This window comes from Lactobacillus amylovorus DSM 20531 (assembly GCF_002706375.1).
In the GTDB taxonomy this organism is placed as follows: Bacteria; Bacillota; Bacilli; order Lactobacillales; family Lactobacillaceae; genus Lactobacillus; species Lactobacillus amylovorus.
On the sequence record NZ_CP017706.1, the window covers coordinates 1,808,573 to 1,821,441 of the forward strand.

A 12,869-nucleotide genomic window follows, 5' to 3' on the forward strand; every position below is an offset into this window, starting at 1 on the left:
AGGTTGTTTATTAGATGTTAAAATATTTTGGAACTGATGGTGTTCGTGGCGTAGCAAATCAAGGCTTGACTCCAGAAATGGCCTTTAAATTAGGTCGTGACGGTGGTTACGTTTTAACCAAGAACAAAAAAGATGGTGAACAAGCTAAGGTATTAGTTTCTCGCGATACTCGTATTTCTGGTCAAATGCTTGAATACGCACTTATTTCAGGTCTTCTTTCAGTAGGTATTGAAGTTCTTGAAGTTGGCGTAATTACCACTCCAGGTCTTTCATACTTGGTTCGTGCACAAGGTGCAGATGCTGGTGTGCAAATTTCTGCTTCTCACAACCCAGTTGAAGATAACGGTATTAAGTTCTTTGGTAGCGATGGTTTGAAGCTTTCAGATGAAATGGAAGGCGAAATAGAAAAATTAATCGATGCTAAAGAAGACAAACTTCCTCGTCCATCTGCTGAAGGTTTAGGTACTGTTACTGACTTCCACGAAGGTAGTGCTAAGTACTTACAATTTATTGAAAACACTATTCCAGAAGACTTAGGCGGCATTAAGGTTGTTATTGATGGTGCCAACGGTGCTTCAAGTGCTCTTATTTCAAGATTGTTTGCTGACTGTGGCGTTGACTTTACTACTATTTACACTCATCCAAATGGCCTGAACATTAACGACCACTGTGGTGCTACTCACACCGAAAACTTGCAAAAAGAAGTTGTTAAGCAAGGTGCACAACTTGGTTTAGCCTTTGACGGTGATGCCGACCGTTGTATTGCTGTCGACGAAAATGGTAACGAAGTTGATGGTGACCACATTATGTACGTAATCGGTTCATACTTAGCTGAACACGGTCGTCTTAAGAAGGATACTATCGTTACTACTGTAATGAGTAATCTTGGATTTACTAAGGCTCTTGAAAAGGAAGGGCTTAAGAATGTTCGTACCCAAGTTGGTGACCGTTACGTTTCAGAAGAAATGCGTGCACATGGTTACAACCTTGGTGGTGAACAATCAGGTCACGTTATTATGAGCGACTACCACAACACCGGTGATGGTATGCTTACTGGTCTTCACTTGATGCTAGTAATGAAGAAGACTGGCAAGTCATTGAGCGAACTTTTGAAAGACTTCAAGGACTACCCACAATGCTTAGTAAACGTTCCGGTTGCTGACAAGAAGAATTGGAAGAAGCACCAACCAATCCTTGATGTAATTGCTGAAGTAGAAAAAGACATGGGCGGCAATGGTCGTGTACTTGTTCGTCCTTCAGGTACTCAAGCTCTTCTTAGAGTTATGGCAGAAGGCCCAACTCAAGAAGAAACCGATGAATACGTAAACCGTATCGTTAAGGTTGTTGAAAAAGAAATGGGTACTAAATAATTAAACAAAATACCTGTGAATAAAAAGTCGTGAGTTAGCTCACGGCTTTTTGTATAATTAAAGATGTGTGATTTTTAAAAGGTCGAGGGGGAATAAAAATGGCAATTAAAATAATCGCGGTTGATCTAGACGGAACTTTATTATCAAGTGGAAATCTTATTTTGCCTGAGACAGAAAGAGTTTTGCGAGTTGCCTCTGAAAATGGCATTAAAGTTGTCTTGGCCACTGGTAGACCTCTTTCAGGTACTTTGCCATTTACACAGCAATTAGGATTATCCGGTGATGATCAGTATGCCATCGTGTTTAACGGAGCAGTGGTTCAAAGTCTTTCCGGTCGTGTATTAATGAGTCAAGAACTTGACTATCAAGACTTTAATAATATGCTTCGTTTCCAACGTTTAAGTCATGTTGATGTACATTTTGAAACTACCAAGTATTTCTTAACCTGCGACCGTGATTTATCTGTCCAAATGCAAATCAATGCGGCTTTGACTAATAACGTACTTAAGGTTAGAGAGCGCAAAGAAATTCCACAAGATTTTACTTTCAATAAAGTGGGCTTCACTTCTGTTGAAGGTAGCGACCAAGTGGATAAATTATGGAACAGCTTGCCATCATGGGCATTTGATTCTTATGATATCGTACGTAGTTTTGATAGTATTATCGAATTAAATGCATTGGGTGCTTCCAAAGGTAATGCATTAATGGACCTAGCCTCACGTCTTAAAGTTAACCAAAAAGATGTCATGGTATTTGGCGATCAAGGCAACGATTTGTCGATGTTTGAAAATCCTAACTTCATGAAAATTGCGATGGGCAATGCAATTAGTGATATTAAAGAAAAAGCAGATTATGTGACTGATGATAACGATCATAATGGTATTGCTAAGGCGATTAAGAAGTTTGTATTGTAAACAGAAGCAGGTATAAAATGATTAAATTAATTGCGGTCGACATGGATGGCACTCTTTTACAATCAAATAATCAGATTGGCGAAGAGACCAAACAGGCCTTAAAAAAAGCGGATGAAGCTGGAATAAAGGTTGTACCTGCATCTGGTAGACCGCTGCCTGGAGTTATTCCTTACATGGGAGAACTAGCGATAAATGGCGATGACAACTATGCGGTACTCTATAATGGTGGCTTAGTTCAATCTATTTCTGGTAATGTCTTAATTAGTCATCAATTCGATTATGATGAGTTTAGAAAGTTTATTCAGCTGCAAAAGCAAAATCCAGGCGTGAACCTTCATTTTATGAAGGAACATGATTATTGGACGCTAGACAGACGATTATCTACTAAAATGGCTAAAATGTCTGCTGTCAGTGGAGCGCCTTTTGTGGTTAAGGATTTTGATGAAGTTCCAGCAGATTTTCAGTTTATTAAGGCTGAATATACTGGGCCAAAAAATAAATTAGATAGATTGGAACAGAATATTCCTGAGTGGCTAAGGAATTATAATGTTGCACGTAGTGATCCAATGATTTTAGAGATCAATAAGCGTGAAGCCTCAAAGGGTCGAGGCGTTCATCAATTAGCACAAAAATTGGGCATTAAAGATGATGAAGTCATGATTTTTGGTGACCAGGGCAATGATATGTCCATGTTTAAGAATCTTGATTTTAAGAAGGTTGCCATGGGCAACGCAATTGATGAAATTAAGGAAAAAGCGGATTTCGTTACCAAGAGTAATGATGAAGCTGGTATAGCCTATGCAATTGATAAATTTATTTTTTAAATGTTAGAAAAGAACATTAGATGAAGAATATGAAAAAGATTATTTTGCGTGTACTTATGGTAATCTGTACAGCAGTTTCCTTTTTCTTGCTGTTAACGAGCGTAATCAGTTTAAAAATTAATGATACGCAAGCGATGGGGAAAGCAATCATAAATCGAGTCGTAGCTGATTCAGATAATCCTAATTTAAAAGATGGGGTTAGGTTCTTAGAGGCGTCTGGATTAGAGCAAACGCTGTTAATGCAACTGCCTAAAAAATATCAGGTAGAAATGTCTTATGCAGACTTATATCGAGCATGCGAAAAATATAATGAACAAGGCAAACTGACGCCTAAAGATCTTAATTTATCTAGTAAAACCAAGCTGGAAGAAATAATTAATGAATATATGGTCAAGCAAATCAACCATAAATTAAAGGAAAAATCCGACGAAGTCTATCACGCAATTTCTATTTATGAGTATTCAATCTTCGTGGTTGCATTATTGTTCCTTTTGGCAGCGATTCTAATTGCTTTTGGTCGCGCATCGGCGTCGGTTCCACTCGCAATAGCATCAGTTGGTTCATTTATGGCCCTGTGGATTGCCGCAAATGATATTACAACTGTACTGCAGGCTAACGTATATAGCGGTCTTAGAGTAACCTTGTCTCAAGGCGTTTGGATTGGTTTGATAGTTGGTTTAGCAACTACCATATTATGGCCGATTCTTTTAAAAGTAACGAAAGAAGTGAAAGTTAAGAAATGAAAAAAATTCTCTTTGTTTGTCATGGCAATATCTGTCGTTCACCTATGGCAGAAGCAATTATGCAATATCTAATCAAGCAAAATGGGTTAGAAGATCAGTATGTTGCTGAATCAAAGGCGACGACACAAGATGCATTGGGTAGAGGAATTGATCCACGTGCTCAACGAGAACTTGAAAAGAATAGAATGCCTTATGACCGTGGCCATCGTGCCAGTCAAATGACAGCAAAAGATTACGATGAATATGAATATTTAATTTGTATGGATGAAGAAAACTTCGCTGATATGAATCGAATTACCGGTGGGGATGCGCAAAGAAAAGAGCATAAGCTATTGGAATTCGCTGGTTCATATGACGATGTTGATGATCCTTGGTACACCAATGATTTTGATACGGCATATCAAGAGATTTATAAAGGATGCGAAGGATTAATCAAAAAGCTAAAAGAGGATAAATAAAAGGATTGAACTGAGACCTAAAAATTAGACAGTTTAAAATACAGGATTAATAGAGGCTTGATTCCGATATTCTTTCGGAGTTAAGCCTTTTAATCTGCTCTTTATCCTTTCTTCGTTATAGTATTCGATATATTCTTCGATTGCTTGAGCTAATTCTTGAAGACTATGGTACTTGTATTCTTGATCATAGAACATCTCTGTTTTGAGCAAGCCAAAGAAGTTTTCCATTAGCCCATCATCCATGGAATTACCTTTTCTAGACATGCTTTGAGTAATACCATGAAGCTTTAAAGCACGCTGATATCTTGGACTTTGGTATTGACAGCCCTGATCAGTATGAAAGATGCAATTATTAAGAGCCGTTTCCTTGGCAAAAGCCCTATCAAGCATTGTCATTACTAACTCCATGTCTGGATGTTTGGAAATAGTGTAAGAGACTATATCGCCTCCACAACCATCCAAAATAGGTGATAGATAAAGCTTTTCACCATTGAGGTGAAATTCAGTAATGTCAGTGTACCATTTCATGTTGGGCATTGGTGCAAAGAAATCACGACGAATTAAATTAGGGGCTATCTTGCCAATAGTTCCCTTGTAGCTTGAATACTTACGCTTGTTGCGTCTGATACCCTTAAGACCCAATTTATGCATCCAGTAACGGACTGTTTTCTCAGTAATATTCCAGCCTTCTTTTATTAACTGGAGTGCCACTCGACGATAGCCATAGCGTCCTTTGTGACGATTAAATATTTCCTTGATCCTTGCAATAAGTTTGGAACGCTTGGGCTTCTTAGGCTTTCGTTTAATTATTTTATAGTAAGAACTTCTGGCAATCGTAGGCAGCTCTGGATGCTCTGAAATTGCATCTAAGACATAGTTCAAGCTAACCTTAAATTCATGCCTTAGATCAGTAATTGCCTTAGCTATTTCTTTCGATCTTTGTCTTGATCCAAGGCCTTCAGTTTTTTTACGTATTCGTTCACAATACGCAATCGCAAGTTTTCTTCTTTCAGCTTTTGGATCTCTTTCTCCAATTCCTTGCGTGATTTTTGAGTCTCTTTGATCACGGGCAGGGCGTCCTTTCTGTTTGATAATGACATTATACCCGTTTTCCTTATATTCTCTAAGCCAAATACTAAGTGTGCCAATACTCTTAAGCCCCAGTTCTAGTGATACTTGTACATATGACTTGGTACTGAAAACAGCTTGCTCAATTGCTTGTTCTTTAAATTCCTTAGAATAAACCTGATAAGGCCTATCTAAAACATTGATTCCATACATATCAATTAATCTAAGCATGTAATCCAAATTAGCTACATTCGTTTTATATGTTTTAGACAACTGACTTATTGAAATCTTTTCATCTTTCCATTTACGATAAATTTCTATTTTCTGTTCTTTATTAAATTTAGACATAGTAAAGACCTAAAAGTGTCTCACTTTTAGGTCTCACTTCAGATGAGCTTTGCTCATCCTTTTATTTTTTTGCGATCAAACGAACGACATTTTCGGTAGTACGTTCAACATTTTGCGGCCCATCTTTTAAAGCTTGATCAATATTTTCGGCCTTGGCCAAAATACCAAAGATAGCGGTGAATCCTTTGTCATAGAGATGATCAATTCCTTTACCAATATAACCGGCAAGTGAGATAACTGGGACGTCATATTTTTTAGCAATTTGAGCCACACCGTATGGTGTTTTACCGAATTGAGTTTGGAAATCAGTTCCGCCTTCACCTGTAAAAACATAGTCGGCTTCTTTTATTTTTTCAGCTAGGTGTACTTCATTGGCAACTAGCTTAACGCCAGGATAGATTTTGGCATGAGTAAAGGCCAACAGACCGGCACCTAAACCGCCAGCTGCACCGCTACCAGGAGTTTGTGCTATATTTTGACCAATAATTTTCGCGTAGTGACTTAAATTTTCATCCAACTCTTTAGCTGTTGCTTGGTCCGCACCTTTTTGGGGACCGAAGACATAAGAGGCACCATTCGTTCCTGTCAGAGGATTGGTTACATCGCTAGCGAGCAAAAACTTAGTCTTTTTGATTTTGGGGTTAATATCTATCGTGTCAATTCTGGTAATTTGTTTTAAATCGCCGCCACCTAATTTTTGAGTAATTTCGTGATCATTATGGTCAAAGAATTTAACACCAATTGCTTGGGCCATGCCACTACCGCCATCATTAGTACTACTGCCGCCAAGGCCAATGATGACTCGCGTAACATCGTGCTTTAAAGCAGCATTGATTAATTCACCGGTACCAAAAGTAGTAGTTTTTTTAATAGTTGCAGGAGTTCTCTTATCCTGTGGCACATAGGAAAGGCCACTGGCTTCTGCCATTTCAATGATTGCAGTCTTTTGATCACCCAAAATGCCATAATGAGCTGTTACTGGTGTACCTAATGGTTCGGTAACTTTAACCGCATATTTTTGACCGTTAGTGGCATCAATTAGAGAATCCATTGTGCCTTCACCGCCGTCAGCCATGGGAACCGAAATAATTTTTGCGTCTGGCAATACTTTTCTAATGCCATTTTCCATTGCCTGACAAACTTCTTTAGCTGTCATGCTTTCCTTGAATGAATCGGATGCTAGTACGAATTTCATTATTGTCCCTCACTTCTTTTTATTTAATTTTACGTCATTTTGCTTTTTTAACAAAATATTGTTGATACCGCTTACAAAATTGGCTATTATAATAACTGTAAGTGAGCGGATTACTGATTCGATCAGGTCTAAGCTACTACAGTAAGATAGTATACGTTTAGTGTATAATCTTATTTGTAGTAGCTTTTTTATAGCTCAGATGATTAAGGGTGATTTGTGATGAATTTTCTAAAAGCATTTAATAATAGTGCTGCTTTAGTAGAGGATGATGGCACAGAAAAGATAGTTCTAGGTAAAGGAATTGGTTTTGGTCTTAAAAAAGGCCAAGATGTTGATCAATCGAAAATTGAACGCTGTTTTGTGACAATTGAGCAGTCAGATGAAGTAGAACAAGTTAAGGAGTTTACAGCCCAAACAATTGATGTAACTAATCAAATTGTGAAGCTAGTTGAACCTCTTCTACAAACTAAATTTTCTGATTATCAATACTTAGCCTTAGCCGATCATATTGATTTTGCTGTAACCAGAATTAATGATCATATTGATATCGACCCAGCAAATAATGACTGGGAGGTTAAGAATTTGTTCCCCAAGGAATATGCAATTTCAAAAAAGTAATCGCGTTAATCAACAGAGAGCTCAACGTTAAATCGCCAAAAGTGAAACGACATTTATGACATATCACTTAGTTAACGCAGCCTCTGACGACGCGCAAGTCCAGGAAACAATGCGGATCACTAATTTGATCAGCGGCATTATTAGTATTATTCAGTTTCAATATAAACTTACTCTAGATACGAATTCTTTTAACTATAGCCGTTTTATCACACACTTACGGATACTATTAGTTAGGTTGCTTAGAAATCAACCGAATCCAAATCAAAAGCTAGATCCTTCATTATTATCGTTTATGAAGATCAAATATAATAAAGCCTACGATACGGCAGAACGAATTGCGACTTACTTACATTCGAAGATGGGCTGGACATTAGATTCAGACGATAAATTTTATTTGGTGTTGCACATCTTTAGAGTGACATCAAGACAAGAAAAATAATATCTATTAACTTAGGTATGTTACTAAGAGAATTAGGCATGAACCCAAGTTACTGAAAGACGTTGAACACTATTGGTGTTCTCTAGTTTTTAAGTAGCTTGGGTTTTTATTTTGAGGAGAAAGAGTCATGGCTAAGAACTATGATCAATTAGCTAAAACCATCATTAAAGATGTTGGTGGTAAAGATAATGTTAATAGCGTAGTGCACTGTGCTACACGTTTACGTTTTAAATTAAAAGATGAAAAAAAGGCTGACGATGATGTCTTAAAGAACACTGATGGTGTTGTAACAGTTGTTAAAGCTGGTGGTCAATATCAAGCGGTTATCGGAAATGAAGTTGCCGATGTTTATGATGTTGTATTAAAAGAAGGTGACTTTTCAGGTGGCGGTGAAATGCTGATGACTACGGCGAAGATGATAACTCTAGTTTTGTTGATAAAGCCGTTTCGTTAATTTCAGGAATCTTTACTGATATCCTAGCTCCACTTAGTGCCGGTGGTATTATCAAAGGTTTAGTCGTTTTAGCCGCGGCTATGGGCTGGCTTTCAACAAAGTCCGGCGCATATCAAATTTTGTACGCAATCGGTGATACATTAACTTACCCAACTATGGTGCAATTAGCCGCAAGTAAGACTGTTTTAGGATGGAACACCATTTGCTTCAAATATTGAACATTGGTCAAAGGAGTGGATTCCATCTGTTGTACAAATGTTCTTAGTACCTGTAGTTACTATGTTAAGTACCTTGCCAATTGCCTTTATTGTAATCGGTCCTGTAATGACCTGGGTTGGAGATGCGATTGGTGCTGTAATGTCAGGTATCTACCACTTTAGCCCAATTGTTGCTGGTTTATTTCTTGGTGGACTTTGGCAAGTATTGGTTATCTTCGGTGTTCACTGGGGTATCGTTGCCGTAACTACGGCTGATTTGGCTGCTCTTGGTTATGACCCAATTTTAGGGATGACCTGTATGGTCTGCTACGCACAAATTGGTGTTGTTTTAGCAATCATTAAACAAACCAAAGACAAGAAACTTAAGGAAAATGCTACTGGTACATTCTTCTCAGGCCTCTTTGGTGTAACTGAACCAGCTATTTACGGTATTACCTTACCAAGAAAACGCCCATTTGTTTTAAGTTGTATTGGTGGTACGGTTTCTGGTGCAATCATTGGTGCTTTCCACTCAGTTTTATATATTTTACTTTCAATGGGATTCTTCGCAATTCCCATTAACCCTAAGGGTGGTTCAATGACTCAAATTATCGGTGTAATTATTGCCGGTGTAGTTGCATTTATCATTGGTTTCACATTACAAATGATCTTTGGTAAGAAATCAGTTGACGCAGAATATGATAAAAAGCAAAGCAAAAAAGAAAAAGTAAATGAAACTTTAAAGGCAACTCCAGAAGTTGCTACCTTAACTTTAGTTAGTCCAGAAAATGGTAAAATTATGCCACTTTCAGAAGTTAAAGATGATGTATTTTCAAGTGGCGCAATGGGCAAAGGTGTTGCTATTGAACCAACTGATGGTGTACTTCATGCACCTGCAGACGGTAAGATTATTATGACCTTTGAAACTGGTCATGCAATCGGTATGAAGACTAAGACCGTGCAGAAATCCTAATGCATATTGGGATGGATACAGTTAACCTTCAAGGTAAAGGTTTTGATACTTTAGTTAAGAAAGATCAAGAAGTTAAAGACGGCGAACCATTAGTTAAGTTTGATATTGATTTGATTAAAAAAGCTGGCTATCCTGTAACAACTCCTATGGTAGTTACTAACTCAAAGGACTTTGACGATATTAAGCAAATTGCTCAAGGCGATGTAAAGGTTGGTCAAGTTATCCTTGAACTTAAAGCTCCTGAAGTAGCAAATGCAGCTGTCTCTGTAAATGGTCAAGTTCAATTGGATTAACAACTTTTTGCAAAAGTAATCGCTTTCAGATAAGATAAGTGTTGAGTAATAAATAGATAAAAAGATAGAAAAGAGTGTAAGTATGTCATTTCCGAAGAACTTTTTATGGGGCGGTGCAACTGCTGCTAACCAAATCGAAGGTGCCTACGATGAAGACGGTAAGGGCTTATCTGTAACAGACATTACGACTGCCGGTAGTTTAGATCATCCTAGAATGTTGACTTATAAGTTAAATGGTAAAATTGGCAAGACCCCAGGTCTTCCTGGTGCTGGTCTACCAGAAGGTGCTGTTGGTGCCATTGATCCTAACGAATATTACCCTAACCACGTAGCGATTGATTTTTACCACCACTACAAAGAAGACATTAAGATGTTCGCTGAAATGGGCTTTAAGACATTCCGTCTTTCAATTGCCTGGACAAGAATCTTTCCAAAGGGTGATGAAGAAAAGCCAAATCAAGCAGGGTTAGACTTTTACCGCCGCGTCTTTGAAGAATGCAAGAAATACGATATTGAACCTTTAGTTACTATTTCTCACTATGAAGATCCGCTTTATTTGAGTGAAAAGTATCATGACTGGCAAGATCGTAAGATGATCGACATGTATGTCAAGTACGCTAAGGTTTTGTTTAAAGAATACAAGGGCTTAGTCAAATACTGGCTAACATTCAATGAAATTAATACTGCAGTAATGATGCTAGACATGTTTGGCAACAAGAACGATTCTGATGAAGCCTACCAACATGGATATCAAAAATTGCACTACCAATTTGTTGCGAGTGCTCGTGCAGTTAAGGCAGCCCATGAAATCGATCAAAACTATGTAGTAGGTAATATGATTTGTGGTATCGTTGATTACCCATTGACTCCAGATCCTCAAGATGTCTTGAAGTGCCGTCATGATTGGGAAAAGAACATCTTCTACTGTGGTGATGTTCAATGTAAAGGTAAATATCCAACTTTTACTAAACGTCTTTGGGATGAACATAATGTTCACCTTGATATTACTGATCAAGACCGTAAGGACTTGGCGGAAGGTAAAGTTGATATGTACACTTTCTCTTACTACATGTCCAACGTTGTAACTACTCATGAAGTAAAGGACAAGGTAGGCGGCAACTTCGCAGCTGGCGCCAAGAACCCATACTTGAAATATTCAGAATGGGGATGGGCAACTGACCCAACTGGTTTACAATACTACCTTGAAGTTATTTACGATCGTTACGAAATTCCAGTAATGGTAGTTGAAAATGGTTTGGGTGCTGTTGATAAAGTGACTGCTGATGGCAAGATCCATGATGATTACCGGATTGATTACTTACGCCAACACATTGAAGCAATGCAAAAGGCCATTGATGATGGCGTTGATTTGATCGGCTACACCACTTGGGGCTGTATCGATTTGGTTTCTGCAGGTACTGGTCAAATGTCTAAGCGTTATGGCTTTATCTATGTAGACCGTGACGATAACGGAAATGGTTCACTTAAGAGAATTCCTAAGGATTCATTCTATTGGTACAAGAAGGTTATCGAATCTCACGGTGAAGATTTAGACTAATAGAAACTGTCAAATAGTTTGTGTAAATAGATCTTTCTCGTAAATTGATTTTTTAATTTTTTCTTAGTCAAAGTAGGATTCCAATGTATCCTGCACTTGGCCGAAGCCTTTATGGATTCGGTTGAAGTAGCGATCATTGTAGCTTATTGCCTGAATGCCAATGAAAGTATCAAGTGACTGCTCGCTTGGAAACTCTGCTTTGGGCTTTGCCTTGCGTTTAACGACATTGTTAAAGGATTCAATCATGTTGGTGGAATAGATTGAGGGTCTGATCTGTTTGGGATAGTTGTAAAAGACCAATAGATCAGGCTCAATGTCTTTTAGATTCCTAATGACATGATTGTATGCCTTGTTCCATTTGTCATAGAATGCATGAAGAGTTTGTACAGCGGCTGTCTTGTTAGGCTGCCTATGAATCTGCTTGAAATCGTTCATGATTGTCTCACGATCGTCAACACGCACTTTATTGCAAATATTGCGCATGACATGAACCAGGCAGCGCTGAAAATGTGCTTTGGGATAAGTCTTTGCCAGAGCTGTTTTCATGCCGACAACACCGTCAGACAAGAAAAGCTCGACTTGCTTCAAACCCCGCGATCTCATGTTTTGAAGCATTTCAGTCCAAACTTCGACGTTTTCGCTGGGTGCTATGCAGTAGTCGATTACTTCTTTATGGCCATTGGGCATGATGCCGATGGCAATATAGACGGCTTCACGCTCAAACGTTTCTCGGCACAGCGGAAGATACGTTGCGTCAAGATAAACGCAAAAGAACCTGTCGCTAAGCTTGCGTTTGTGATAGGCTTCAACCTTTGGAATCATTTGCTTGGAAATATTTGATACCTGAGCCGGACTGTAATGGCTGCCGTACATCTTTTCAATCAGATCGGCTATTTCTCTGGTAGTGACGCCTTTGGCATAAAGCTTGATAATCATGCTTTCCAGGACGTCCGAGTGCTGCTTGTAGTCAGGCAGAGTGTGCTGATGAAATTCGCCGTTTCTGTCTCTGGGAACCTGAATTTCGATCTGGCCAAACTGCGTATCAACCTTGCGATAATAGATGCCGTTTCTGGAATTGCCAGAGTTCCATCCGCTTTTTGCATAAGGATCATAGCCTAAAAAGGCAGTCAATTCAGCTTCAAGCAATTGATTAACTGCAGATTGAATTTCCTTGCGCAAAAAATCATTAACTTTGTCTTGATTATTGGAGTGCTTGAGCCATATTTTTGGTAAAATCATTCATGAAGGAGTTCTTCTTTCTGTATGTTGTTTTTTTGTTCAATCCAATCATACGAGAAAGGAACTCCTTTTTCTAATATTTTCAGAAATTAATTTAAGGAATCATTCATCCTTACACAAACTATTTTACAGTCCCGACTAATAAGATAACTAAAATAAAAAGAGATGACTTGATCAT

Annotated in this window: 8 protein-coding genes and 3 pseudogenes; 8 read left to right on the forward strand and 3 right to left on the reverse strand. The window is 38.3% G+C overall.

Going from position 1 to position 12,869, the window contains the following annotated elements:
- Positions 1-14 precede the first annotated feature (14 nt).
- From glmM to LA20531_RS09290, 5 genes are all read left to right on the forward strand, one after another.
- Positions 15-1,370: a phosphoglucosamine mutase gene (gene glmM, locus LA20531_RS09270; protein ID WP_056940523.1), complete on the forward strand. Its 1,356-nt coding sequence runs from the start codon at positions 15-17 to the stop codon at positions 1,368-1,370.
- A 98-nt stretch (positions 1,371-1,468) separates the two neighbouring features.
- Entirely contained in the window at positions 1,469-2,284 is an 816-nt protein-coding gene (locus LA20531_RS09275) for a Cof-type HAD-IIB family hydrolase (protein ID WP_013437524.1), read from the forward strand.
- Positions 2,285-2,301: 17 nt separating this feature from the next.
- Positions 2,302-3,108 carry a Cof-type HAD-IIB family hydrolase gene (locus LA20531_RS09280; RefSeq protein WP_056940522.1) on the forward strand — a complete coding sequence of 269 codons (807 nt, stop codon included), beginning with the start codon at positions 2,302-2,304 and terminating at the stop codon, positions 3,106-3,108.
- A gap of 20 nt (positions 3,109-3,128) precedes the next feature.
- Complete coding sequence (locus LA20531_RS09285; protein WP_056940521.1) at positions 3,129-3,851, forward strand: hypothetical protein; 723 nt, start codon at positions 3,129-3,131, stop codon at positions 3,849-3,851.
- The gene (locus LA20531_RS09290) at positions 3,848-4,309 is read left to right on the forward strand and encodes a low molecular weight protein-tyrosine-phosphatase (RefSeq protein ID WP_013641689.1); all 462 of its coding nucleotides are present in this window, start codon (positions 3,848-3,850) and stop codon (positions 4,307-4,309) included. Before LA20531_RS09285 ends, LA20531_RS09290 begins: the two co-directional genes overlap by 4 nt.
- 33 nt (positions 4,310-4,342) lie before the next feature.
- On the opposite strand, the gene LA20531_RS09295 is transcribed toward LA20531_RS09290, so the two are convergent.
- Both LA20531_RS09295 and LA20531_RS09300 read right to left on the reverse strand, forming a co-directional pair.
- Complete coding sequence (locus LA20531_RS09295) at positions 4,343-5,725, reverse strand: IS3 family transposase (protein WP_099202202.1); 1,383 nt, start codon at positions 5,723-5,725, stop codon at positions 4,343-4,345.
- 61 nt (positions 5,726-5,786) lie between these two features.
- Positions 5,787-6,920, reverse strand: a complete 1,134-nt coding sequence (locus LA20531_RS09300) for a glycerate kinase family protein (protein ID WP_056940693.1) — start codon at positions 6,918-6,920, stop codon at positions 5,787-5,789.
- A 219-nt stretch (positions 6,921-7,139) separates the two neighbouring features.
- Here LA20531_RS09300 and LA20531_RS09305 point away from each other — a divergent pair.
- The 3 genes and pseudogenes from LA20531_RS09305 to LA20531_RS09315 all read left to right on the forward strand — a co-directional run bounded on the left by LA20531_RS09305 (position 7,140) and on the right by LA20531_RS09315 (position 11,452).
- A pseudogene (locus LA20531_RS09305) lies at positions 7,140-7,977 on the forward strand (PRD domain-containing protein).
- Positions 7,978-8,104: 127 nt separating this feature from the next.
- Positions 8,105-9,894 (forward strand): annotated as a pseudogene (locus tag LA20531_RS09310) (glucose PTS transporter subunit IIA).
- A gap of 82 nt (positions 9,895-9,976) precedes the next feature.
- Complete coding sequence (locus LA20531_RS09315) at positions 9,977-11,452, forward strand: glycoside hydrolase family 1 protein (protein ID WP_056940692.1); 1,476 nt, start codon at positions 9,977-9,979, stop codon at positions 11,450-11,452.
- 63 nt (positions 11,453-11,515) lie between these two features.
- Here LA20531_RS09315 and LA20531_RS09320 read toward each other — a convergent pair.
- A pseudogene (locus tag LA20531_RS09320) lies at positions 11,516-12,695 on the reverse strand (IS256 family transposase).
- Between the last annotated feature and the right edge of the window lie 174 nt (positions 12,696-12,869).